General features: G+C 61.2%; 24 protein-coding genes. 14 read left to right on the top strand and 10 right to left on the bottom strand.

The window, feature by feature from the left end; all coding sequences use genetic code 11:
- Positions 1-25: 25 nt before the first annotated feature.
- The 4 genes from AC3ISR_RS05575 to AC3ISR_RS05590 form a co-directional block, all read right to left on the bottom strand.
- Positions 26-1,150: an OpgC family protein gene (locus AC3ISR_RS05575; protein WP_192297365.1), complete on the bottom strand. Its 1,125-nt coding sequence runs from the start codon at positions 1,148-1,150 to the stop codon at positions 26-28.
- Positions 1,151-1,377: 227 nt separating this feature from the next.
- Positions 1,378-1,674 carry a cupin domain-containing protein gene (locus AC3ISR_RS05580; protein WP_192297363.1) on the bottom strand — a complete coding sequence of 99 codons (297 nt, stop codon included), beginning with the start codon at positions 1,672-1,674 and terminating at the stop codon, positions 1,378-1,380.
- 62 nt (positions 1,675-1,736) lie between these two features.
- On the bottom strand, positions 1,737-2,021 hold the full coding sequence (locus AC3ISR_RS05585; protein ID WP_192297362.1) for a putative quinol monooxygenase: 285 nt from the start codon (positions 2,019-2,021) through the stop codon (positions 1,737-1,739).
- An 11-nt stretch (positions 2,022-2,032) separates the two neighbouring features.
- A complete protein-coding gene (locus AC3ISR_RS05590) occupies positions 2,033-3,652 on the bottom strand; it encodes an FMN-binding glutamate synthase family protein (RefSeq protein ID WP_226455968.1) in 1,620 nt (539 codons plus the stop codon).
- A 189-nt stretch (positions 3,653-3,841) separates the two neighbouring features.
- On the opposite strand from AC3ISR_RS05590, the gene AC3ISR_RS05595 reads away from it, so the two are divergent.
- Entirely contained in the window at positions 3,842-4,114 is a 273-nt protein-coding gene (locus tag AC3ISR_RS05595) for a type B 50S ribosomal protein L31 (RefSeq protein WP_463983302.1), read from the top strand.
- Positions 4,115-4,274: 160 nt separating this feature from the next.
- The gene (locus AC3ISR_RS05600) at positions 4,275-4,580 is read left to right on the top strand and encodes a HigA family addiction module antitoxin (RefSeq protein ID WP_192297357.1); all 306 of its coding nucleotides are present in this window, start codon (positions 4,275-4,277) and stop codon (positions 4,578-4,580) included.
- A gap of 51 nt (positions 4,581-4,631) precedes the next feature.
- Here AC3ISR_RS05600 and AC3ISR_RS05605 read toward each other — a convergent pair whose 3' ends face one another.
- Genes AC3ISR_RS05605 through AC3ISR_RS05620 form a run of 4 tightly spaced genes read right to left on the bottom strand, consistent with a single transcriptional unit; the run spans position 4,632 to position 10,679 of the window.
- Entirely contained in the window at positions 4,632-6,011 is a 1,380-nt protein-coding gene (locus tag AC3ISR_RS05605) for an ATP-binding protein (protein WP_192297356.1), read from the bottom strand.
- Complete coding sequence (locus AC3ISR_RS05610; RefSeq protein ID WP_489324590.1) at positions 6,008-7,822, bottom strand: DAHL domain-containing protein; 1,815 nt, start codon at positions 7,820-7,822, stop codon at positions 6,008-6,010. The genes AC3ISR_RS05605 and AC3ISR_RS05610 overlap by 4 nt, the downstream gene beginning before the upstream one ends.
- Positions 7,819-8,748 (bottom strand): cytochrome-c peroxidase, encoded by a 930-nt coding sequence (locus AC3ISR_RS05615; RefSeq protein ID WP_463983376.1) that lies wholly within the window; start codon positions 8,746-8,748, stop codon positions 7,819-7,821. Before AC3ISR_RS05615 ends, AC3ISR_RS05610 begins: the two co-directional genes overlap by 4 nt.
- 56 nt (positions 8,749-8,804) lie before the next feature.
- Complete coding sequence (locus AC3ISR_RS05620; RefSeq protein ID WP_489324591.1) at positions 8,805-10,679, bottom strand: putative bifunctional diguanylate cyclase/phosphodiesterase; 1,875 nt, start codon at positions 10,677-10,679, stop codon at positions 8,805-8,807.
- A 255-nt stretch (positions 10,680-10,934) separates the two neighbouring features.
- Here AC3ISR_RS05620 and nosR point away from each other — a divergent pair, with 255 nt between their 5' ends.
- From nosR to AC3ISR_RS05640, 4 genes are all read left to right on the top strand, one after another.
- Entirely contained in the window at positions 10,935-12,251 is a 1,317-nt protein-coding gene (nosR, locus tag AC3ISR_RS05625) for a response regulator c-di-GMP phosphodiesterase, NosR family (RefSeq protein WP_192297348.1), read from the top strand.
- Between the two features lie 110 nt (positions 12,252-12,361).
- Positions 12,362-12,775, top strand: coding sequence for an NUDIX hydrolase (locus tag AC3ISR_RS05630; protein ID WP_192297346.1), 414 nt, complete (start codon positions 12,362-12,364; stop codon positions 12,773-12,775).
- A 24-nt stretch (positions 12,776-12,799) separates the two neighbouring features.
- Positions 12,800-13,438, top strand: a complete 639-nt coding sequence (locus AC3ISR_RS05635; RefSeq protein WP_463983303.1) for a LysE family translocator — start codon at positions 12,800-12,802, stop codon at positions 13,436-13,438.
- Positions 13,435-13,941: a GNAT family N-acetyltransferase gene (locus AC3ISR_RS05640; RefSeq protein WP_226455963.1), complete on the top strand. Its 507-nt coding sequence runs from the start codon at positions 13,435-13,437 to the stop codon at positions 13,939-13,941. Before AC3ISR_RS05635 ends, AC3ISR_RS05640 begins: the two co-directional genes overlap by 4 nt.
- Positions 13,942-14,080: 139 nt before the next feature.
- Here AC3ISR_RS05640 and metR read toward each other — a convergent pair whose 3' ends face one another.
- Positions 14,081-14,998, bottom strand: coding sequence for a transcriptional regulator MetR (gene metR, locus AC3ISR_RS05645; RefSeq protein WP_192297340.1), 918 nt, complete (start codon positions 14,996-14,998; stop codon positions 14,081-14,083).
- Positions 14,999-15,180: 182 nt separating this feature from the next.
- On the opposite strand from metR, the gene AC3ISR_RS05650 reads away from it, so the two are divergent.
- The 5 genes from AC3ISR_RS05650 to AC3ISR_RS05670 all read left to right on the top strand — a co-directional run bounded on the left by AC3ISR_RS05650 (position 15,181) and on the right by AC3ISR_RS05670 (position 18,770).
- The gene (locus AC3ISR_RS05650; protein WP_192297338.1) at positions 15,181-16,200 is read left to right on the top strand and encodes an alpha/beta fold hydrolase; all 1,020 of its coding nucleotides are present in this window, start codon (positions 15,181-15,183) and stop codon (positions 16,198-16,200) included.
- Between the two features lie 55 nt (positions 16,201-16,255).
- On the top strand, positions 16,256-16,909 hold the full coding sequence (locus tag AC3ISR_RS05655) for a DsbA family oxidoreductase (RefSeq protein WP_192297337.1): 654 nt from the start codon (positions 16,256-16,258) through the stop codon (positions 16,907-16,909).
- A 174-nt stretch (positions 16,910-17,083) separates the two neighbouring features.
- Complete coding sequence (locus AC3ISR_RS05660) at positions 17,084-18,004, top strand: arginase family protein (RefSeq protein ID WP_192297336.1); 921 nt, start codon at positions 17,084-17,086, stop codon at positions 18,002-18,004.
- Positions 18,001-18,381: a DMT family transporter gene (locus tag AC3ISR_RS05665; protein ID WP_192297335.1), complete on the top strand. Its 381-nt coding sequence runs from the start codon at positions 18,001-18,003 to the stop codon at positions 18,379-18,381. Before AC3ISR_RS05660 ends, AC3ISR_RS05665 begins: the two co-directional genes overlap by 4 nt.
- A complete protein-coding gene (locus tag AC3ISR_RS05670) occupies positions 18,378-18,770 on the top strand; it encodes a DMT family transporter (RefSeq protein WP_192297334.1) in 393 nt (130 codons plus the stop codon). Before AC3ISR_RS05665 ends, AC3ISR_RS05670 begins: the two co-directional genes overlap by 4 nt.
- 70 nt (positions 18,771-18,840) lie before the next feature.
- Here AC3ISR_RS05670 and AC3ISR_RS05675 read toward each other — a convergent pair whose 3' ends face one another.
- On the bottom strand, positions 18,841-19,611 hold the full coding sequence (locus AC3ISR_RS05675; RefSeq protein WP_192297333.1) for a MipA/OmpV family protein: 771 nt from the start codon (positions 19,609-19,611) through the stop codon (positions 18,841-18,843).
- A 227-nt stretch (positions 19,612-19,838) separates the two neighbouring features.
- On the opposite strand from AC3ISR_RS05675, the gene AC3ISR_RS05680 reads away from it, so the two are divergent.
- The 3 genes from AC3ISR_RS05680 to AC3ISR_RS05690 are packed head-to-tail and all read left to right on the top strand — an operon-like array spanning position 19,839 to position 22,799.
- Positions 19,839-20,540: an MtnX-like HAD-IB family phosphatase gene (locus AC3ISR_RS05680; protein ID WP_463983304.1), complete on the top strand. Its 702-nt coding sequence runs from the start codon at positions 19,839-19,841 to the stop codon at positions 20,538-20,540.
- Positions 20,533-21,927: an aspartate aminotransferase family protein gene (locus tag AC3ISR_RS05685; protein ID WP_192297331.1), complete on the top strand. Its 1,395-nt coding sequence runs from the start codon at positions 20,533-20,535 to the stop codon at positions 21,925-21,927. The genes AC3ISR_RS05680 and AC3ISR_RS05685 overlap by 8 nt, the downstream gene beginning before the upstream one ends.
- Positions 21,924-22,799, top strand: a complete 876-nt coding sequence (locus AC3ISR_RS05690) for an alpha/beta hydrolase (RefSeq protein WP_463983305.1) — start codon at positions 21,924-21,926, stop codon at positions 22,797-22,799. Before AC3ISR_RS05685 ends, AC3ISR_RS05690 begins: the two co-directional genes overlap by 4 nt.
- Positions 22,800-22,928: the final 129 nt, after the last annotated feature.

Here is a 22,928-nt window from a genome sequence, read left to right on the forward strand (position 1 = left end):
AGCACCCACCTATGGGTGCCGGGCGCTAGCTATGTAGCGCGACTTTGCGTTGATCCAGGCGCTTGTTGAATTCCAACCACGCGGCCAGCCCCGCCATCAGCAACGCGCCGACGATGGCCGTGGCCAGTTGCACGGCCAGCGCATCGTTGGCCATGGCGTTGACCATGTCCGCCAAGGGCGCCAGCACCACCCCCAGGCAAAACACTTCCAGGGAGTAGCGGCCCATGCGGCAGACCTCGCCCGCCAGGCGGTTTTGCGTCCAGCCTGCGCCGGGCAGCAGCTTGGCCGTGACGTAGGCCAACGCCAGAAAGTGCACCAGGCGCAGCGGCGACAGATCGGTCTTGCTGATGGGGTAGAGCAGGTCACTCAGGCGCGACGGCATCCACGCATCGTGCACCTCGGGCCAGCGCCACGACAGGGTGAGTATCCCCGCGAGCAATACGTAGAGCGCCGCGCTGACAAACAGCGGCTGACGCAACAGTGGGCGCGTCTCGACGGGTCTTGGTCGCTGACTGTGTATCGCCGCCGCGCCACCGAGCACAAACAACAGTTGCCAGGTGACCGGGTTGAAGTACCAAACGCCATCGGCAATCGCCCGCAGGTTCCAGCCCATCCACGGTGCCAGCAGGTAGATCGTCAGCGATACGGCGACCACCACGGAGGGCTTGCGCACCAGCATCGGCAACACCAGCGGCAGGCCGGCCAGCAGCACGATGTACAACGGCAACGGGTCCATGAGGTTGGGCTTGAAGCGCAGCAGCAGTTCATCGGTGAGGGCTTGTTGCGGGTGCGTGACGAAGTGCGTCAGGCCCATCTCCGAGACCAGGTCGCGGGTTTCCACATGGCTGTTGGCGAAGAACACGATGCCCATCAACAGGGCCAGCAGGAAGATATGCACCACGTACAGCACCCACGCCCGGCGCAGGATCTTCAGGCAAGCCATCCAGTAGCCGTCGCGCTGCATGATCTTGCCGTAGGCGAGCACGGCGGCAAAACCGGCGAGGAATACAAACACTTCTGCGGCATCGCTGAAGCCGAAGTTGCGCAGGGTGATCTGGCCGAGAGGATTGTGGGGGACGTGATCCCAGAAAATGAAGATCAACGCCAGGCCCCGAAAGAAATCGATGCGCGGGTCGCGTCCGTTAGACATGGCTACGGGCTCTTGAACAATAGGTTTAATAAGGACAGGTGGACGTGGGCAACGTCATGCGCCGCACGTCGGGCGGGCAGGTTGGCGGTATTTGTAAGCAATTGCAAAGGTCGGGTATTACTGAATGTCTCAATATTGCCGTACGTCGCGGGCTTGAGTACGCCGGTGGCGGCTATTGATGAGGAGCTTCAAACGCCGCCAGAGGTGATTGGACAGTAGGGACTGAGCTACAGGTCAATAATCACCAGCGTACCGTGGCTTCCTTCCAGCACCCCATGAGCGACATAGGCGTCCACCAGGTACATCTGGCCTGGCCCGACCTCGACTTCCTCGCCGGCAATCGCCAGTCGCAAGCAGCCATCGATCACCAGCAACCCTTCGTTGTAGTCGTGAGTCTCTTGCTCATACGCCTGCTGATCCATGCGCAAGACCTTGATCCGCGCCGGGCCGACCTGGCCCAGGCGCGTGGATTTCCAAGGGGCGGGCAGTTGTTCCGCGATGGCAGAAAAGTCCAGTAACGGCATGTGAATCTCCTTGTTTCAACGATGCCGTCGGTGGTCCGGTTCAGCAGGGGGCAGGTGTGGGTTTAAAACGCATCCATCAACAACACTCGGCACGGCTTGGCCTGATACGCATTGATCTGTGGCACCAGCCGGGTGAAGTGTTCGGTCTGGCAATGGATGTCGAGCGCGGCCTGGTCAGGCCATTGCTCGATAAAGACAAAGTGCCCGGGGTCTTTTTGATCGATGAACAGATCGTAGGCGATGCACAGCGGTTCCTGACGGGTTTTTTCCACCAGTTCGGCGTACCACCCACGGACTGTTTCCACGTGTTCGGGTTTGATGAAATCTTCGGCGATGACTTTCAACACAATGTGCGTCCTCAGGCGGCAACCACTTCATGGGGTTCAAAACTGTCCGCCCGCGCCATCTGCCACATGCGCGAATAGAACTCACCGTTCACTTCGCCAGTGAGCAGTTCGCCGGGCTTGAGGAACACATGCAGTTGCGAGAACAGCTTGATCTCGGTCGCCGACATGCGTCGCACGAGGTGCTTGGCCGACAGTTGCGACGGATGATCGAGGCCCGCGGCGGCGAGCATTTCGGCCAGCGCCTTGAGGGTGTTGCGGTGGAAGTTGAACACGCGCTGGGCCTTGTCCGGCACTACCAGTGCGCGTTGGCGCAGCGGGTCTTGCGTGGCGACACCGGTCGGGCATTTGTTGGTGTGGCACGACTGCGACTGGATGCAGCCGATGGCAAACATAAAGCCGCGTGCCGAGTTGGCCCAGTCGGCGCCGATGGCCAGGACGCTGGCGATGTCGAACGCGCTGACGATCTTGCCGCTGGCGCCGAGCTTGATCTTGTCGCGCAGGTTCAGGCCCACCAGGGTGTTATGCACAAACAGCAGGCCTTCACGCAGCGGCACGCCGATGTGGTCGGTGAACTCCACCGGCGCGGCGCCGGTGCCGCCTTCCTTGCCGTCGACCACGATAAAGTCCGGGAGGATGCCGGTTTCGAGCATGGCCTTGGCAATGCCCATGAATTCCCACGGGTGGCCCAGGCAGAACTTGAAGCCCACCGGCTTGCCGCCGGACAGTTCACGCAGTTGGGCGATGAACTGCATCAATTCGATAGGCGTGGAAAACGCACTGTGGCGCGACGGCGAGATGCAGTCTTCGCCCATCTGGATGCCGCGGGTCTCGGCGATTTCCTGGGTGACCTTGTGCTTGGGCAGGATGCCGCCGTGGCCGGGTTTGGCGCCCTGGCTCATCTTGATTTCGATCATGCGCACTTGCGGGTTCTGCGCCTGCACGGCGAAGCGTTCCGGGTCGAAGCGGCCATCGCTGGTGCGGCAGCCGAAGTAGCCGCTGCCCAGTTCCCAGGTCAGGTCGCCGCCGTTTTCGCGGTGATAGGGGCTGATGCTGCCTTCGCCGGTGTCGTGGGCGAAGTTGCCGAGCTTGGCGCCTTGATTCAACGCGCGGATCGCGTTGGCGCTCAATGAACCAAAACTCATCGCCGAGATATTGAACACCGACGCCGAATACGGCTGCGTGCATTGCGGCCCCCCGACCATCACGCGAAAGGCGCTGGGGTCGCTCAGCGGCGCAGGGCGCATGGAGTGGCCGATAAATTCGAAGCCCGACTGGTACACGTCGATCAGGGTACCGAAGGGTTTGTCAGCGGTTTCGTTCTTGGCGCGCGAGTACACCAGTGAACGCTGGGCCCGGGAGAAGGGCAGGGCGTCGCTGTCGGATTCGAGCAGGTATTGGCGGATTTCCGGGCGGATGGCTTCGACCAGATAACGGATATTGCCCAGGATCGGATAATTGCGGCGCACCGCGTGGGGGCTTTGCAGCAGGTCGAAAATGCCGATCAGGCTGAGGACGCCGGTGACCACGGTGATGGGCCACAGCCATTCATGCTGGATAAACGGGAGGCTGGCGAGGGTAAAAATGACGCACACGGCAAAGAAGGCGTAACGGCTTAGCAAGGACAGGCTCATACGGTTCCCTTGGTTCGGACTCTAAGGTCGATCCGCCATTCTGCGCCCGTAACGAAACCCCAGACAACCTATGGGTTTATTCTGCATAGAAGTGGCAGGCCTATTCTTATTGCAATCGGTTCTCGTTTGGCTGCATGATTTGCGTTACTGTATAACACTTGAAATGCACCCAGACGCCCCGGAGGCCCCATGAAAGCTGGAATCCACCCCGACTACCGCACTGTACTGTTCCACGACACGGCCGCCGACGTGTTCTTCCTGATCGGCTCCACCGCCGACAGCGACCGCACCCACAAACACAGCGACGGCAACACCTACCCCTACATCCCGCTGGACGTGTCCAGCGCCTCGCACCCGATCTACACCGGTCAACAACGCAAGACCCAGGCTGAAGGCAGGATCGCCGGGTTCAACAAGCGGTTTGCGACGTTTGGGTCGAGTCCGAAAAAAGTCGAGGCGTGAGGGATATAACTCTTTGCGTGAAGGCCGCGCCTGTTTCAGGAGCGGCTTTTTTTGCTTTCGGTGTTGACCGCTCGTCGCGAGGTCTTAGGGTCGCTTTAACTACCGGTTGAATATCTTGAATACCCAACGTTGAAATTGTGGATTACCACTGAGGTGCATCATGTTTAAAAATGGCATGCGTCCCGTACACCCTGGAGAAATTCTCAAGGAGGAGTATTTGGAGCCGCTGGGCCTTACCGCCGCCGCCCTTGCCAGGGCGTTGCACGTTTCCGCGCCCACGGTGAATGACATCGTTTTGAAGCGTCGCAGCATCAGCGCGGATGTTGCGCTGCGCTTGGCGGCTGCATTGGAAACCTCTGCGCAATTCTGGCTGAATTTGCAGACGGCCTATGATCTGCGCACCGCGGAAATTGCTACGGGCGATCAAATCTTCAAAGAAGTCGAGAAAGTCGCGCATTGCGCTTGATCGTGTAGCAGCGCCTATTTAAACCCGGTGAAAAGCCGGGTTTTTAATGCCCTACGCCGCCGTCTGCCGAATCGGTATCACCACCCGAAATTTCGTCCCCTTACCCGGCTCGCTGCTGACAGAAATATCGCCACCATGTTTCTTGACGATGCCGTACGACAGCGACAAACCCAAGCCCGTGCCTTCGCCCACTGGTTTGGTGGTAAAGAACGGATCGAAGATTTTCTGCACTGTCTCCGGGGCAATCCCACAGCCGTTGTCGGCCACTTCCAGCCAGACGTTTTCGCCTTCCACGCCATTGCTGATGGTGATGGTGCCGCGTTCCGGGCCCATGGCCTGTGCCGCGTTGACCACCAGGTTCATCACCACTTGATTGAGCTGCGAAGCCAGGCATTCGATTTCCGGCAGGGGTGAGTATTGCTTCACCACGTCGGCCTTGTACTTGAGTTCGCTGGCGACGATGTTCAGCGTGGAGTCGATGCCTTGTTGCAGGTTGGCCCACTGCCAGGTCTGGTCGGTGTCCACCCGTGAGAAGTTCTTCAGGTCCTTGACGATCTGTACCACGCGCCCGATACCGTCCTTGGATTCGCGGATCAGGATCGGAATGTCTTCCCGCAGAAAATCCAGTTCCAGGGTCTTGGCCAGTGCCATGAGCTGGTCGCGCTGCTCGCCGGCGGGCAGCAGCGCTTCGGCCTGGCGATAGGCATCCAGCATCTGTTGCAGTTGCTCGAAGTAGCCGTCGAGGGTGCTGAGGTTGGAGGAGATAAACCCCACCGGGTTATTGATTTCATGGGCCACACCCGCCGCCAGTTGGCCCAGGGAAGCGAGTTTTTCCGACTGCACCAACTGGCTTTCCAGGTGTTTGCGTTCTTCGATTTCCACTTGCAGCGCCTGCGTGCGCTGCTCCACCAAGAGCTCCAGGTGCGAGGTTTGCAGGGCGGCGCGGCGGGCCATGTCCCACTTGTTGGAGAGGGTGTTGGCCATCTGCTGCACTTCGATGTTGTCGAAGGGTTTCTTCAGGATCAGCAAGCGATCATGGGCGTGCAGACGTTCCAGCAGTTCTTCCCAGGAGTAGTCGGAGTACGCGGTACACACCACCACTTGCAGGTCGGGGGCGACTTTCCACAGTTCCTCGATGGTCTTGGCGCCGTCCCAGCCCTGGGGCATGCGCATGTCGACAAAGGCCATGGCGTAGGGGCGCTGCTCGGCCATGGCCGTGGTCAGCAACCCCAGGCCTTCTTCGCCGCTGTACGCCGAGTGCAGCTCGAATGCCTGGGCCTGGGGTTTTTCCGGGCCGCCAAACAGGGCGGACTCCATGGCGTCCAGCGCCTGGTTCGACTCGGTGATGGGCATCAGGATCTTGCGGAAGTCGTCATGAATCGACGGCGTGTCATCGATCAACAGGATGCGCCGGTTGGGCGGTTGGTTCATTCGGGGTGTCCGGCCAGGGTTAGGGGAATCGTCAAGGTAAATACCGCGCCGAGGCCAGGCCCGTCGCTGTGGGCGCTGAGCTGGCCTTTCATCTCTACGGCCGCCAGGGCGCAGCTATGCAGGCCGAAGCCGTGGCCTTCCTTGCGGGTAGTAAAGCCGTGGGTGAAGATCCGCGCCAAGTTTTCCGGCGGGATGCCTTCACCGTCGTCCTTCACGCTGATCTGCAGGTTGCCGTCGCCCAGCGGCTGCACGCTGAGGGTCATCTGCCGCGGGCGGTTGGAGAGGTTGCTCATGGCGTATTTGGCGTTGCTGATCAGGTTGACCATGATCAGCAGCAAGCGGTGTTTGTCCGCGAGAATCTCCGGCACCGGGGCAAAGTCCTTGACCACCGTGACATGGTGCCGGCTCAGGGCACCGGCGTTCATGCGCAGGGCGTCGTCCATCAAGGCGCTGATGTGCACCGGCTCCAGCAGGGCGGATGCGCCGGCATAGGATTGCTGGGTGGAGACGATGTCCTTGATGTGGTCGACGCTTTTGCTCAGTTGCGCCAGTTCTTCGGCCATGCCGTGTTGCTCCTGGGCGATGGCCTCCACCAACTGGTTCAGGTAGCCGGGCAGCAGCTTGCCCTTTTCATCCTGGGTGAGAAAGGTGCCCAGGTCTGCCTGGTGTTCGTTGATCAACTGCATCGCCTTGCCCAGGCCCAGCGCCTTGCTGCTGCGCAGTTTGCGCGTGACCAGGTCGGCGGAGATGTTCACGCTGTTGAGCACGTTGCCGACGTTGTGCAGCACGTTGGTCGCGATCTCGGCCATACCGGCCTGGCGCGCGCTGTCGAGCAGTTCGGTTTGCGCATCCTTGAGCTGCTGGGTGCGCCTTTCCACCCGTTGTTCCAGGGTTTCGTTCGCCGCCTGCAAGGCGCGGTTGACCCGGTTGATCTCGGCAAAGCTGCGCAGCAGGCGCACGGCCAGGTAGAGCAGCACCACCACCAGCAAGGTCGAGAAGATCAGCAGGTAGCGGTGGTATTGGTGGTCGATGAGGTCGGCGGCTTGCTGGTCCTGATTGAGGTGGGTGGTCAGGTCATCCAGGCGCTCGGCCACGGGCACGGTAGCGATCCGTTCGAGCAGGTTGTTGACCACAGGTTGCTCGCGCAGGATCAGCGAGATGTGATTGCTGAGAATTTCGACCGGTGCCTGGAACTCCGTGGGCAGGCGTTCCTTGTTGACCTCCAGTTTGCCCAGGCCCACCAGAATATCGGCGGCCCGATCATCGCTGGTGACCTGGGCGAACTCCAGGCTGCTGAGCAACAGGTCATAGGTGTCGGTTGCCACGCTTTGCAGTTGCAGGCGGTCTTGATCGTCATAGCGATTGAACTGGGCCTGGATGTCATCTTCGGCAGTCGGCAAAAACGCCAGGGAATTACGCAGCACTGCGTTGTGCGACTTGAACTGGTCCACCAGCCGGGCTTTTTCCTGGATAGCGGCCTGGTATGCCTCTTTGGTGGCTTGCCAGCGCGTCAGGTCTTCGGGCTGGTGGTAGGTGTCGCGATCGTTCAGGTTGGCCCACAAGCGGGTCATGTCGGTGAGCGGCGTGACCAGCGGGTCGTAGTTGTGGGTGATGGCGATCCGAGCCTTGAGCACTTCGCTGTCCCACTGCGCGTTGAGTTGCTGGAGCTGGCGGATCAGGTCGCGTGACTCGGTGTAGTTGGCGGTCTGGTCGCGGGTCGACTTGAGGTACAGAAACACCAGCGTCGAAGCCAGGAACAGCGTGACCAGGGTCAACAGCACCTGGCTGGTACGGCGCGAAGACAGAGTCATAGAGGTTTGCCCGCCCAGTCGCCGGTAAGGGTCTTGAGAAACTGGACAATCAGGTCCTTGTCTTCCTGGGTCGGGTTACGCCCCAACTGGTACTTGAACATCACGTCCACCGCGTTCTCCAGGGTCTTGGCCGAAGCGTCGTGGAAGTACGGCGCGGTGATCGCGACGTTGCGCAGGCTCGGCACCTTGAACACGTGCCGGTCTTCTTCGTCCTTGGTCAGCAGGTAGCGTCCCAGGTCCGCTTCGACCGGGTTGCCGCGCGCCTTGAAGTAGTCGCCCATCACGCCGAATTTCTGGAACATGTTGCCGCCGATGTTCACGCCCTGGTGGCAGGCGATGCAACCGTAATCCTTGAAGCGCTGGTAGCCGTATTTTTCCTGCAGGGTCAGGATCTCGGTGTTGCCCAGCAGGTACTGGTCAAAGCGCGAGTTGGGCGTGAGCAGCGTGCGTTCGTAGGTGGCCAGGGCGTTTTGCACATTGGCGGCGGTGACACCATCGGGGTACGCCTGGCTGAAGGCTTTTTGGTAGAGGGGCAGGTCGGTGAGGTTCTGCACCACGGTTTTCCAGTCGCTGCCCATTTCCGCCGGGCTGATGACCACCTGTTCGACCTGCGCTTCCAGCGTGTCCACCCGGCCATTCCAGAATTGCTTGAAGTTCAGGCTGGCGTTGAACACGGACGGGGTGTTGATCTGCACCGGCTTGCCGTCAAAGCCCAGGGAGAAGGGTTTGTCGTCGCCCCCGCCGATTTCCAGGCGGTGGCAGCTGGCGCAGGACAGCGTGTTGTTGACCGACAGGCGCGTTTCGTTGAACAGCCGACGACCCAGCTCGACTTTGGCCGGGTCCAGCGCCGGCACCGCAGGCAACGGCTTGAGCGCTTCGTCCAGCGGCGCGGCCGCCAGCGGCAGGCTCACCCACAGCAGGAGCATGAGACGGTAGGTTGGGGTTTGGCTCAAGCGAGCACTCCTTGCAAGCATAGGGCTGTTTATTGGTTGGGCATCAGCGTTGCGGAACCCACTTGCAACATCTGGGTGAAATCCTTCGATGACACGGCCTTGCTGAACAGGAATCCCTGACCTTCCTCGCAGTGCTGATTACGCAGGAAGGTCAGTTGCTCGAAGGTTTCCACCCCTTCGGCAATGATGTTCAGGTCCAGGCTCTTGCCCATGCCGATGATAGCGCTGATCAACTGCGCGTCCTGGCTGTTTGTACCCATGCCGCGCACAAAGGATTGGTCGATTTTCAACACATCGATGGGAAAGCGCCGCAGGTAACTCAGGCTGGAGTAACCGGTGCCGAAATCATCCAGGGCCAGGCGCACGCCCATGACCTTGATGGATTCCAGCTGGGTGACGGTTTCCTCGACGTTCTGCATCAACACGCTTTCGGTGATTTCCAGCTCCAGCTGTGCGGGTGGCAGGCCGGTCTGCTTGAGGATGGCGGCCAGGTTGTCGACAAAGTCGCGCTGGCGCAGGTCAATGGCCGAGACATTCACCGAGATGGTCAACGGCGCCAGGCCCATCGCCCGCCAGGCTTGTGTCTGTTCGCAGGCTTGCTGCAACACCCAGCGGGTCACGCGCACGATCAGGCCGCTGTCTTCGGCCACCGGAATGAACTCGGCCGGGTTGACCCAGCCCGAGCGCGGTTGATACCAGCGGATCAGCGCCTCCGCCCCGACGATCTGCCCGGACTTGAGGTCCAGCTTGGGCTGGTAATGCAGCACGAACTCATCGCGGTCCAGCGCCTGGCGAATCGCGCTTTCCATGTTCTGCTGGCGCTGGGCGCGCAGGTTCATGTCCTCGGTATAGAAGCTGAAGTCGTTGGGGCCACGCTCCTTGCTGGTGTGCATGGCGGTTTCAGCGTGCTTGATCAACTCCACGGCATTGCCGCTGTCGTTGGGGTAAATGCTGATGCCCAGGCTGGCGGTGACGCTCAGGTCGTGCCCGGCGACATGGCGGGTGGCGCCGATGGCCTTGAGGATCTTATGTGCCACATGCTGGGTTTGCTGGGGGTGCTGGATGTCGTTGAGGACGATGACGAACTCGTCGGAGCCGTAGCGGAACACCGAGTCCGAATCGCGCACCGTCGCCACCAGTCCCTGGCTGACCTGCTGGAGTACCTCGTCGCCGACTGGGTAGCCCAACGCGTTATTGATGCGTTTGAAGCGGTCGAGCCCGACAAACATCACCGCCAACTGCTTGTCATGCCGCCGGCTCAGGGCAATGGACTGGGTCAGGCGGTCACCCAGCAGCGTGCTGTTGGGTAACTCGGTGAGCGCGTCGTATTGCAGCAGGTGCGAGACTTTCAGCAGTTCCTGCACACGTTCTTCAATGGTGCGTTCCAGGCCGATGACCTTGAGCGCGACATCTTGGGCGAGCTGCCATTTCCAGGTCAGGGCGCTGGCCATCTGGCGGATTTCCAGGTGGTCGAAGGGTTTTTTCAGGATCAGTAGCTGGTCGTTGTACTTCAACCGCGCCTCGATGGCTTCGAAGGAATAGTCGGAGTACGCGGTGCACAGTGCGATCTGCAAGTTGGGGTCGACATTCCACAGCTGTTCGATGGTTTGCAGGCCATCCCAGCCTGGCGGCATGCGCATGTCGATAAACACCATGGCATAAGGGGCGTTCGCCGCGAGGGCCTTGTTCACCAGGGCCAGGGCCTCTTGCCCCTGGTAGGCGGAGTCGAGCTCAAACGCCTGGCGCACCGGGGCGACCGTGCCGAACAGCGCCTCTTCGAGGCCGTCCAGGGTCGGTTCATCATCGGGATGGGCACAGAGGATCTTGCGAAAGTCCTGGTGGATCGATGCGGTGTCATCGACGATCAGAATGCGACGGTTGGCCCGTCCTGAGCCCGGATTCATGATGCGCTCCGCAACTGCGTAAGGTACGACAACATAACGATTCCTTCCCTGATTCCACTGCTGAGCGAAGCGCACACCGGCTCTGACAGCGTAGTCGAGTTCCCTTGAAATCGACGGCCAGTTGGCGTCAAATCAACCCCGGTTCTTACCCTGAGGCATCCGGCGTTTATAGGCCAGGCTTTTCTACGACGCAGTACCTCCGGGCTCAATGGTTCAATTTAGATCAATTCTGTTTAATTTGAAGGCGCAGTATCCATGGATGATCAACTCGCTGTGAACCCTACGATCTTGCTGGTCGACGACGAAGAGTCGATCCTCAATAGCCTGCGTCGCCTGTTGCGGGGCCAGCCCTATGACGTGGTGCTCGCCGGCAGCGGAGCCCAGGCGCTGGAGATCATGGCGGCGCAACCCATCGACCTGGTGATGAGCGATGCGCGCATGCCGAACATGGACGGCGCCACGCTGCTGGCCAAGGTCCACGAGCTTTACCCGGCCACCAGCCGTATCCTGCTGACCGGCTACGCCGACCTGCCGACGATCATCAAGGCGATCAACGAAGGGCAGATCCACCGTTATATCGGCAAACCCTGGAATGACGACGAGCTCAAGCTGATCCTGCAGCAGGCCCTGGAGCATCAGCGCCTGGAGCGCCTGACCCTGGAGCAGAACGATCAGCTCAAGACGCTCAACGCCACCCTGGAAAAACGCGTGGCCGCGCGTACCAGCGAGTTGCAGCAAACCGCCGACATGCTCGACCTGGCCTACGACGAACTCAAGCGCAGCTATGTGACCGGCACCGAAGTGTTCTCGCTGTTGGCCAACCTGCGCCTGCCCAAGGACAAGCAGACCAACCGCCCGTTGATCGAACTGGTGCGCGTGTACTGCGCGTCCCAATGCATGGACGAAGCCAGCACCCGCGACCTGACCATGGCCGCCGCGCTCTACAACATCGGCAAGCTGAGCTGGAACGACAACATGCTGGTCGCCCCGTCCGACAAACTGCACAGCACCGACCGCGAACAGTACCGTGCCTATCCGACCCAGAGTGAATCGCTGTTGATGACCCTGGAACCGATGAAGGACGCGGCGCGGATCATTCGCCACCACCAGGAGCGCTGGGATGGCAGCGGGTTTCCCGACCACCTCAAGGGCGAGGCGATCCCGTTCGGCTCGCGCCTGTTGAAACTGGCGGTGGACTTCATCGAGTTGCAGAAGGGCCTGATCCTTGAACGGCAGATGAACAGTGGCGAGGCGCTGTTGTACATCCAGAAATACACCGGGCGACTCTATGACCCGGAGCTGGTGGAAGCGTTCTCCCAGGCCTGCGCCAAGTTCCTCAGCGACGTGACCCTCGGTGATCCGTCGATCAAAGTGCTGACCACCCGCGAACTGGCCGACGGCATGGTGCTGGCGCGCAACCTCAACGCCGATAACGGCATGCTGCTGCTCAACGCCGGCAAGGTGCTGAACCTGCCGCTGGTGGACAAGCTGATTGCGTTCGAGGCGATGGAAGGCGCCAAGTACAGCGTCTTCATCAAGGAAGACCCAGGCGCTTCAGGCGCACTCCAGTAAAAAATCCGCGAGGGGCCTGGTCGAGTCGTCGCACCGCCCCTCCCACATTGATTGCTGTGTTCCATGCGCACATGTGATTCTTGCACCCTTTGCCCCAAGGAAACCCTCCCATGCCGTCCACCATCCGCATCGCCGCCGCCCTCCTGATCGGCAGCGACGGCCAAACCCTGCTGGTGCGCAAGCGCGGTACTCAGGCGTTCATGCAACCGGGCGGCAAGATCGACGCCGGTGAGCAACCTGCCGAAGCCCTGGCCCGTGAACTGCACGAAGAACTCAACCTGCGTATCGACCCCAACGCCGCCGTGTACCTCGGGCACTTTTCGGCACCCGCCGCCAATGAGCCTGGTTATACCGTCGAGGCGCAGTTGTACAAGGTTTGCATCGACGTGCCGGTGAACCCCGCCGCCGAAATTGAAGAAGTGCGTTGGATCGACCCGGCCGGCGATGGCGGCCTGGTTTTGGCACCCTTGACACGTGACCTGATCCTGCCGTTTTATCGCGCATCGCTGACCACCACCGCCTGACACACAGGCTCAAAGGACTGAACCGTGATCCCACTCAACGAGTTGCTGATTTTCGCCGCTGCCTGCCTGCTGATGGTGTTGACCCCTGGTCCGAACATGATCTACCTGATCTCCCGTTCGATCTGCCAGGGGCGCAAGGCGGGCCTGGTGTCGTTGTTGGGTGTGGTCGCGGGTTTCTTTGTGCACCTGTTCGCCGCGGCGGCGGGTTTGACCGCGGTGTTTCTCGCCGTGCCAATGGCCTATGAAGTGCTCAAATGGGCCGGCGCGCTGTACCTGCTGTGGTTGGCCTGGCAGGCGGTCAAGCCCGGCGCGCGCTCGCCCTTCGAAGCCCAGCAACTGCCGGCGGACTCCCCGCGCAAGTTGGTGACCATGGGCTTTCTCACCAGCGCGTTGAACCCGAAGATCGCGGTGTTCTACCTCTCGGTGTTTCCGCAATTCATCACCCCGGAACACGGTTCGGTGTTCACCCAGAGCCTGGTGCTCGGTTTCACCCAGATCAGCGTGAGTTTTATGGTCAATGCGCTGATCGCGATTTTTGCCGCGAGTATTGCCAGTTGGTTTATCAACAACCCGACCTGGCTGGCGGTGCAGCGTTACTTCATGGGCTTCGTGCTGGCGGCCCTGGCCGTGCGCCTGATGCTTGAGCAGCGCCGCAGCGCATGATCATCCGCACGCTGGCCGCCCGTGACGCGCAGGCGTATCGGGCATTGATGCTGGAGGCGTATGGCGTCTATCCCCAGGCCTTCACCTCCAGCGTGGCCGAGCGTGCGGCGATGCCGTTGAGCTGGTGGGAGAAGCGCCTGGACAGCCCGTTGGATCGATTGCTCGGTGCTTTTGAAGGGGATGAACTGGTCGGTATTGTCGGCCTGGCGTTCGAGCCTCGGGAGAAGGCGTGGCACAAGGTGACGTTGTTTGGCATGTATGTGAATGCCCGCCATCAGCACCAGGGTGTGGGCCGTCAACTGGTCGAGGCGGCACTGGATGAGGCGCGCAGGCAGCCGCGCCTGAAGGTGATCCAACTGACCGTAACCGCCGGCAATGACGCGGCGTTTGCGCTGTACCAGCGTTGCGGTTTCATCCAATACGGCCTGGAACCGTTGGCGGTGAGGGTGGGCGTCGAATACTTCGACAAAATCCACATGTGGCGCGAACTGAAGACCGACTGAAATTCAACTGTGGAAACCCTATCCAATGTGGGAGCGGGCTTGCTCGCGAAAGCGGTGTGTCAGGTACAGATAATTCGACTGAACCACCGCATTCGCGAGCAAGCCCGCTCCCACATTTTGATCATCAGAGTTTTCAGTATCAGCGGACGGCGCTGACCCCATCCAATGTCGAAAACGACGTGTCCTTGGCCGTCAGCAGGAAATCGCGCATATACGGCGCATCCAGCATATCCGCACGAATCCCCGCATACAGCGTCGCAAACAAGCCTTTCTCGCCCAGGCGCTTGGCTTTCACATACCCGCGCGAGCTGTATTCATGCAGCGCCCAATGGGGCATGCCGCACACACCACGGCCGCTGGCCACCAGTTGCATCATCATCACCGTCAGCTCCGAGGTGCGCACCTGGGCCGGTTCGACGTCGGCGGGTTCGAGGAAGCGGGTGAAGATGTCCAGGCGGTCGCGCTCCACCGGATAGGTGATCAGGGTTTCGGTCAGCAGGTCTTCGGGGACGATATAGGATTTGCTTGCCAACGCATGCTGGTTCGCCACCGCCAGCATGGCTTCGTAGGTGAACAACGGTACATAGGTGATGCCTGGCAGTTCCAGCGGGTCGGACGTCACCACCAGATCCAGGTCGCCACGGGCCAAGGCCGGCAGTGGTGCGAAGGCAAAGCCGGAGGCCAGGTCCAGCTCGACCTCCGGCCACGCGTCGCGGAACTGGTCGATGGTCGGCATCAGCCACTGGAAGCAACTGTGGCATTCGATCGCCATGTGCAAGCGTCCGGCGGTGCCACCGGCCAAACGCGCAATATCACGCTCGGCGCCGCGCAGCAGCGGCAGGGTGGCGTCGGCCAATTGCAGCAGGCGCAGGCCGGCGCTGGTGAAGCGCAGCGGCTTGGTCTTGCGCACGAACAGCGGCATGCCCAGACGTTCTTCCAGCTCCTTGAACTGATGGGACAGCGCCGATTGCGTCAGGTGCAGACGTTCGGCGGCTTCCACCAGGCTGTCGGCTTCGCGCAGGGCGTGCAGGGTCTTGAGGTGGCGGATTTCGAGCACGGGCTCTCCATGAAGATAATTTGTGACGAATCGGAATACCGTGAGTTTGTCTCATGTTGTAAGGCCTGTCGACTATGACCGCTGGGCACTCTTCATCAAACTGTCACGCAACTGTGGCAGCGCGCTTGAACAAACTTCATCAGACTCGCGCTCTACTGGGGTTCTGCGTTTCGGTGTTTTTCATGCGCGTGTTGCTTTTACTGGCCGCTTTCTTGTTCGGCCTGCCGTCTTTTGCGGCTTCTCGATGTGACGTCAATGTCCCGACCCAAACGGTCGACCTGGCTCAGGTAAGCATCGCCTACCAGAGCATCGGTCGTGCCTCCGACCCGGCCTTGTTGCTGGTGATGGGCCTGGGCGGGCAGTTGATCCACTGGCCGGATGAAGTGGTCGTCGCCCTGTGCCAACAGGGTTTTCGGGTGATCCGCTACGACAACCGTGACGTCGGCCTGTCCTCCTGGCGCCAGGCCCCGGCCAGCGCCAACCTGACCTTCGAAGTGCTGCGCTACAAACTCGGCCTGCCGGTGGCGGCGCCTTACACACTGACCGATATGGCCGATGACGCCATCGGCCTGATGGACGCGTTGCAGATCCAGCAATTCCACGTGCTGGGCGCGAGCATGGGCGGCATGATCGCCCAGCACCTGGCGGCCATGGCGCCGCAGCGAGTCGAAAGCCTCACGCTGATCATGACCAGCTCCGGCGCCGAAGGCCTGCCGGCGCCGAATGCGGCGTTGGTGCAATTGTTGTCGCGACGCAGCGCGCCCAACCGTGAGGTGGCGCTAGAGCAACAGGCCGACTTGCTCGCCGCACTGGGCAGCCCGAATGTGAAGGATGATCGCCAGGCGCTGTTGCACCAGGCGGCGCTGTCCTACGACCGCGCGTTCAACCCCGATGGCGTGAAGCGCCAGATCATGGCGATCCTGGCCGAACCGAGCCGCGTGCCGCTACTCAACCAACTGCGCGTGCCGACCCTGGTCGTCCACGGAACCGCCGACCCGCTGTTGCCGGTGATGCACGGCGTGCACTTGGCGGCGCATATCCAGGGCAGCGAATTGAGGTTGATTCCCGGCATGGCCCACCGTTTCCAGGAAGCGTTCAAGGCGCCGCTGCTGACGGCGGTGTTGCCGTACCTGCAAGCCCATCGCCAAGACGCGGCGCACCTGGCGCGGATTGACCTGGGCGAGCCTTCGAAGGTGTTGTGACATTGGTGTATCGTGCAACCTTTCTGGCGCGTTTTTGCCTACGAGGTTGCCCACCATGAGTACTCCCCTGAAAATCGATTTCGTCAGCGACGTGTCCTGCCCCTGGTGCATCATCGGCCTGCGCGGCCTGACCGAAGCCCTCGACCAGCTCGGCGCCGACGTGCAGGCCGAGATCCATTTCCAGCCGTTCGAACTGAACCCCAACATGCCCGCCGAAGGGCAAAACATCGTCGAGCACATCAGCGAAAAATACGGCTCCACTGCCGAGCAATCCCAGGCCAACCGCGAGCGCATCCGCGACATGGGTGCCGCGCTGGGCTTTGCCTTTCGCACCGACGGCCAGAGCCGCATCTACAACACCTTTGATGCTCACCGCCTGCTGCATTGGGCTGGCCTCGAAGGTTTGCAGTACAACCTCAAGGAAGCGCTGTTCAAGGCGTACTTCAGCGACGGCCAGGACCCTTCCGACCACGCGACCCTGGCGATCATCGCCGAAAGCGTCGGGCTGGACCTGAAGCGCGCGGCTGAGATTCTGGCGTCTGACGAATATGCCGCCGAGGTGCGTGAGCAAGAGGAACTGTGGGTGTCGCGTGGCGTGACGTCGGTGCCGACCATTGTGTTCAACGACCAGTACGCGGTGAGCGGTGGGCAACCGGCTGAAGCGTTTGTCGGCGCGATTCGCCAGATCATCAACGAATCCCGCAACTAAAAATGTGGGAGCGGGCTTGCTCGCGAAAGCGGAGTGCCAGTCACTAAACCTGTTGCTGATCCACCGCGTTCGCGAGCAAGCCCGCTCCCACATGGGTTACTCATTGTTCACAAAAGACCCGCTGGCCCGGCCCTTGCATTGACCCCCTGAAGCCATAAAGGGGGCACCTCTGCCTTGAATATTCTCGACCTCGATCACAGCCTCACCAGCCAACCGCCGATTGCCCGGCGCCTGGCCAGCGGTCAGGCCACGCGCATCGACCTGCTGGACCTGGGCCCCAAGCTGCGCCTGTGGTCCACCGAAAAAACCTGGAAGTCTTTCGCCCAACGCCTGGCCCAGCGGCCCCGGCCGGTGGATGCGCGGCCGGACATCCTGTTTGTCGGCTCCGGCGACTATCACCACCTCACACCGGCGTTTCTCGCCGACTTGAAAGAGCCTGTCAGCCTGATCCACTTCGACAACCACCCCGACTGGGTGCGCTTTGCGCCCAAGCGCCACTGTGGCTCGTGGGTCAATCGCGCGCTGAAAATGCCGGCGATCAAACGCATCGTCACCCTCGGCCCCTGCAGCGACGACCTGCATAACCCGCAACTGCGCGGTGGCAACCTCGGGGCGCTCAAGCGCGGGCAATTGCAGCTGTTTCCCTGGCAGCATCCACCCTCGAAAGTCTGGGGCCGGGTCGGCGATGGCGCCGGGCACCGGCAGCAGGAAAACCACCTGCACTGGCGCAATTTGGCCGAGCTGGACTGGGCTGAGTTTCTCGACCAGATGATCGACAGCCTGCCCACCGAGGCGATCTGGATCACCATCGACAAAGACGTGCTCGCCAGCGAAGACGCCGCCACCAATTGGGATCAGGGCGGCATGCGCCTGAGCCACTTGCTCCAGGCCCTGCGTGCCTTGGCGGCGCGCAAGCGGATCATTGGCATCGACGTGTGCGGCGAGTTCGCCCAGCCTGCATTCAGCAACGCGTTCAAGCGCTGGGAAGCCAAGTCCGACCAGCCGCCACCCGAGCGCTGGAGCCCCGAGGATCTGCAACGCAATGCGGCCACCAATGCGGTCCTGATCGATCTGTTTGAGGAGTTGTTCCCGTGACGTTGACCGTGGTGTTGCTGGTGGCGTTTTCCATCGTGCTGGATGTGATCGGCCAGTTGTGTTTCAAGCTCGGCCTGGACCGTTTGCCCGAGTTGGAAGGCGGCTTTCGCCTGAACGCGTTCTGGGGCCAGGTATTCAATGCGCCGTTGTTGTGGGCGGGGATCGGCGCCTATGCGATTGAGTTTTTTGTCTGGCTCGAAGCCTTGTCCCGTGCGCCCTTGAGCCTGCTGTTCCCCGCCGCCGCGCTGGCGTATTGCGGGGTGGTGCTGGTGGGCAAAGTGGTGCTGGGTGAGACCGTCAGCCGTCGCCGTTGGGCGGGGACATGGGTGATCACCTTGGGCGTGATGTTGGTGGCGATTGGAGGAGGGCAGGTATGAGTACGCACGCGTGGCTACACGGGCGCTTTGGCACGGTGGTGTTGTGGGCGTTGCTGATCTGCACCGAGAGCGCCGGACAGTTGTTTACCAAGGTGGCCGGCGACCAGCTGGGGCAGATGGACTTCAACTGGCTGTGGCTGGGCGAAGTGGCGCGCAACCCCGCAATCCTGGCGGCGATTGCCTGCTACATCGGCGCGTTTTTCGTGTGGATGCTGATCCTGCGGCGCAGCAGCCTGTCCCTGGCGTTTCCGCTGAGTTCACTGGTGTTTGTGGTGGTATTGCTCGGTTCGTGGCTGGGGCTGGGGGAGCATATCAGCGCGCTGCACTGGGTGGGCGTGGCGGTGATTATCGGCGGGATCGCCTTGTTGGCCGAAGGCGAAGAAAACTGAACAACCTGCTATGAAATGCAGGCCCATGTGGGAGCAGGCAAGCCAGCTCCCACAGGTTGTTCCAGTTGAATCAGTTGAATTTGTAGCTGATCGCCGTCTGCACCTGGCCTTGGTTCACATCCCCGGCTTCCTTGACGATGCTGCTGTCTGCCGCCGAACCCACCAGGTGCACCCAGCTGGCACTGGTCAGCAAGGACCAGTTGGGCGCCAGCGGAAACTCGAAGCTCTGGCTCAGCGTCACATTCTGGAAGCCGCCGCTGGCGTTGTACGGGCGAAAGCCCGAGGCCGCAGATTCATTGGCGTCGACGCCGAAAAAGGTCTGGGTCTGGCGCGCGTCGGCAAAGTGCGCCATCAGGCTGCTGCTGCCGATAATGCCGCCGCCCAGCGGGTAGCCCAGTTCGCCGCCGACTTTACCCAGCACGCCGCTTTGGTCGTGCCCGCCGCCAACGGCCCGGCCCAGTTGGGCGTATACGCGCCAGAAATCGGCCGGGGCGTATTGGATGAAACCGCCTGCTTCAGCCATGTCCGAGACGTTGCGCAAGCCTTGCAGCTCGCCGTTCGAGGTGCGCCCCTGCAAGTAATTGATGTACGGGCCGGCGGTGATCCCGTGGGTCTTCAGCGCGCTCCAGCTCAAGCCGTCTTCGGTGCTCAGGCTGACATTGCCCCAGTCCAGGTCCAGATAGGGCACGGGACGGGTTTCGTAGCGGCTGCCGGTCGGGTCGTGGGGTTGATAGGTAAGACCCGCGCCGACTTCGCCGGTGATGGGCTCGGCCTGGGCCGCGTTGCAAAAGCCCCACAGCCCCAATAAACCGGCGACTACAGCAGAACTGACCTTGTGCATGAAAGCGTTTCCTTCTGGGGATATGCGCGCATGAACGCGCGAAGCGCCGCCCTGGCGCAAGCACTGATCTTGTTTGTAGCAAGCTACAAAAATTGTAGCTCGGCTGACACAAATGCCATCACGCAGTGAGCAAAGCCCCAGCCCCGCTGGGCTTTGTGCGGTTGGCACAGTCCCTGCTCTAGCCTTGGTGCAAGCGCATACAGCGCGCTCTTCCAAGGTAAACACAGATGATCGACTGGCATATCGTGTGCGACTTCGATGGGACCATCACCCCCACCGATGTTATCGACAACGTCCTCCAACGCTTCGCCGGGCCCGAGTGGGAAACCATCGAACAGCAATGGCTGGACGGGCATATCGGTTCACGCGAATGCCTGAGCCGCCAACTGGCGTTGATCAAGGCCACCCCGACGGAACTGCTGGCGTACTTCGACAGCGTTGAGATCGACCCGGACTTCCCCGACTTCGTCGATCAGGTCATCGGCCTGGGCGCGTCCATCGAAGTGGTCAGTGACGGCATCGAGCAAGGCATCGCGCGCATCCTGTCGCGCAACTACGTGACTTTGTTGCCGATCCTCGCCAACCGCCTGCGCCAGGTCGACCAGAACAGCTGGCGCATCGACTTCCCGTATTCCAGCGACGCCTGCCGCGCCGCCTCCGGCAACTGCAAGTGCAAATCCACGCCGCGCAACAAGCGCGTGCTGGTGATCGGCGACGGCAAGTCCGACATGTGCGTGGCCTCCACCGCCGACTTCGTCTTTGCCAAGGGCAGCCTCGCCGACTACTGCGTCACCCACAACATTCCCCACGCGCGCTTCGACACCTTCGCCGAAGTCAGCGCCTCGCTGGCCCGACTGCCCCAGGGCAACGCCGCCAACGCCACCTCCTTTACTGCTGCCGACAACCAGGAACTCTTCCACCATGTCTGATATCCGCATCGCTACCGCCGAAGACCAGATCCTTCTGGATAAAGAAGCCAAGTATTGCTCCTACGGCGACACCGTCCACTACATCGAGCCGCCGCGTATTTTCAGCCGTTGCGAAGGCTCCTACGTGTGGGACACCGAAGACCAGGCCTACCTCGACCTGCAAATGTGGTACTCGGCGGTCAACTTCGGCTACGCCAACCCGCGCCTGAACAACGCGCTGAAACAGCAGATCGACACCCTGCCGCAAATCGCCAGCCAGTACCTGCACAAGGGCAAGATCGAGCTGTCGGAAATGATCGCGGTCGACGCCAAGAAGAAATTCGGCCTCGACGGTCGTGTGCACTTCAACGTCGGCGGTTCGCAGTCCATCGAAGACTCGTTGAAAGTGGTGCGTAACGCCACCAACGGCAAGAGCCTGATGTTCGCCTTCGAAGGCGGCTACCACGGGCGTACCCTCGGCGCCTCGTCGATCACCTCCAGCTACCGCTATCGTCGCCGCTACGGCCACTTCGGCGAGCGTGCGCAGTTCATTCCGTTCCCGTATCACTTCCGTGGCCCTAAAGGCATGACCAAGGAGGAATACGGCAGCCACTGCGTGCAGCAATTCGCGCGCCTGTTCGAGACTGAATACAACGGCGTGTGGGACCCGAAAGTCGGTTCCAGCGAATACGCCGCGTTTTACGTCGAGCCGATCCAGGGCACCGGCGGCTACGTGATCCCGCCGATGAACTTCTACCGTGAGTTGAAGCACGTGCTGGACCAGCACGGCATCCTGATGGTCTCCGACGAGATTCAGATGGGCTTCTATCGCACCGGCAAACTGTGGTCGATCGAACACTTCGACGTGCAACCGGACGTGATCGTGTTCGGCAAGGCGCTGACCAACGGCCTCAACCCACTGGGCGGTATCTGGGCCCGTGAAGAGTTGATCAACCCGAAGATCTTCCCGCCAGGTTCGACCCACTCCACCTTCGCCTCCAACCCGTTGGGCACGGCGGTAGGCCTGGAAATGTTCAAGATGACCAACGAAGTCGACTACGGCGCGATGGTCATGGCCAAGGGCAAATACTTCCTCGAAGGCCTGCAGGACTTGCAGAAACGCTTCCCGATCATCGGCGACGTCGACGGCCTGGGCCTGGCCCTGCGCTGCGAAATCTGCGGCCCGGATGGTTTCACACCGGACAAGGCAACCCTGGACTACATGGTCGAAGAAGGCATGAAAGGCGACATGATCGTGGACGGCCAGAAACTCGGGCTGATCCTCGATGTGGGCGGTTACTACAAAAACGTGATCACCCTGGCGCCGTCCCTGGAAATCAGCTACCCGGAAATCGACCTGGGCCTGAAGCTGCTGGAGCAACTGCTGGTGCGAGCGACCAAACGGTGAATACGCCTGAGATCGACCTCGGTGAAGGTACTGCCGGTTTCGTTCTCGGTGCAGGTCCGGTCGGGATCTTGTTGATCCACGGCCTGACCGGCACGCCGACGGAATTGCGCCAGGTCGCCAAGGGCCTGGCCAAGGCGGGCAATTGCACGGTGTACGTGCCCACCCTGGCCGGGCATTGCGGCGATAACAGCGACTTGCAGGCCACCGGCTGGCTGGACTGGTACGACGGCGTGCGCAAGACCTTCGCCCAGGTCAAGCAACGCCACGCCCAGGTGTTCGTCGGTGGCTTGTCCATGGGCGCGGTAATGTCGATGTACGTGGCCGCCGAGCATCCGGGGCAAGTGAGCGGGTTGCTGATGTATTCGACCACCTTGAAGTACGACGGCTGGAGCATCAACAAACTGGCGTTCCTTACCCCGTTGCTGATGAAAATCCCGTTCGGCGTGCACATCTGCCGCTTCGAAGAGAAGCCGCCATATGGCATCAAGAACGAACGCCTGCGGGCCATCGTTGAGCGGCAGATGAAGGAGGGCGAGAGCAGCGAGGCGGGCTTGTTGACCATGGAGGGCATCACCGTGCGCGAGTTGCACCGGATGAACGCAGTGGTCAAGAAACGCATGCCCGAGGTCAACGTGCCGGCGCTGGTGTTGCATTCCATCGAGGACGACATCACCAGCCGCTGGAACGCGGATTATGTCGAGCGCCATCTGGGCGGGCCGGTGACCAAGATCCTGCTGGACAACTGCTACCACATGATCACCGTCGACCTGCAATACCGCCGGGTGATCGAGCTGAGCGCCGAGTTCGTCGAGCAGCACACCGCCTTCAAACCAGCGCAGTTCGATGTTGGTTTGCATGCAATGGCGGTCTGACAGCCAACCGAAATTGTCCGCCGACCTCAGCTTGAATGTGGGAGCGGGCTTGCTCGCGAATGCGGTGTATCAGTCAACACATTTATTGGCTGAACCACCGCATTCGCGAGCAAGCCCGCTCCCACATTT

Source organism: Pseudomonas sp. GL_117, from assembly GCF_057835125.1.

Coding starts and splice junctions, on each gene's coding strand:
- AC3ISR_RS05575 (WP_192297365.1), bottom strand. CDS start 1,150: ATGTCTAACGGACGCGACCCGCGCATCGATTTCTTTCGGGGCCTGGCG.
- nosR (WP_192297348.1), top strand. CDS start 10,935: ATGGATGATCAACTCGCTGTGAACCCTACGATCTTGCTGGTCGACGAC.
- AC3ISR_RS05650 (WP_192297338.1), top strand. CDS start 15,181: ATGCGCGTGTTGCTTTTACTGGCCGCTTTCTTGTTCGGCCTGCCGTCT.
- AC3ISR_RS05605 (WP_192297356.1), bottom strand. CDS start 6,011: ATGAACCAACCGCCCAACCGGCGCATCCTGTTGATCGATGACACGCCG.
- AC3ISR_RS05610 (WP_489324590.1), bottom strand. CDS start 7,822: ATGACTCTGTCTTCGCGCCGTACCAGCCAGGTGCTGTTGACCCTGGTC.
- AC3ISR_RS05620 (WP_489324591.1), bottom strand. CDS start 10,679: ATGAATCCGGGCTCAGGACGGGCCAACCGTCGCATTCTGATCGTCGAT.
- AC3ISR_RS05670 (WP_192297334.1), top strand. CDS start 18,378: ATGAGTACGCACGCGTGGCTACACGGGCGCTTTGGCACGGTGGTGTTG.
- AC3ISR_RS05600 (WP_192297357.1), top strand. CDS start 4,275: ATGTTTAAAAATGGCATGCGTCCCGTACACCCTGGAGAAATTCTCAAG.
- AC3ISR_RS05595 (WP_463983302.1), top strand. CDS start 3,842: ATGAAAGCTGGAATCCACCCCGACTACCGCACTGTACTGTTCCACGAC.
- AC3ISR_RS05675 (WP_192297333.1), bottom strand. CDS start 19,611: ATGCACAAGGTCAGTTCTGCTGTAGTCGCCGGTTTATTGGGGCTGTGG.
- AC3ISR_RS05590 (WP_226455968.1), bottom strand. CDS start 3,652: ATGAGCCTGTCCTTGCTAAGCCGTTACGCCTTCTTTGCCGTGTGCGTC.
- AC3ISR_RS05655 (WP_192297337.1), top strand. CDS start 16,256: ATGAGTACTCCCCTGAAAATCGATTTCGTCAGCGACGTGTCCTGCCCC.
- AC3ISR_RS05580 (WP_192297363.1), bottom strand. CDS start 1,674: ATGCCGTTACTGGACTTTTCTGCCATCGCGGAACAACTGCCCGCCCCT.
- AC3ISR_RS05640 (WP_226455963.1), top strand. CDS start 13,435: ATGATCATCCGCACGCTGGCCGCCCGTGACGCGCAGGCGTATCGGGCA.
- AC3ISR_RS05685 (WP_192297331.1), top strand. CDS start 20,533: ATGTCTGATATCCGCATCGCTACCGCCGAAGACCAGATCCTTCTGGAT.
- AC3ISR_RS05680 (WP_463983304.1), top strand. CDS start 19,839: ATGATCGACTGGCATATCGTGTGCGACTTCGATGGGACCATCACCCCC.
- AC3ISR_RS05630 (WP_192297346.1), top strand. CDS start 12,362: ATGCCGTCCACCATCCGCATCGCCGCCGCCCTCCTGATCGGCAGCGAC.
- AC3ISR_RS05615 (WP_463983376.1), bottom strand. CDS start 8,748: ATGCTCCTGCTGTGGGTGAGCCTGCCGCTGGCGGCCGCGCCGCTGGAC.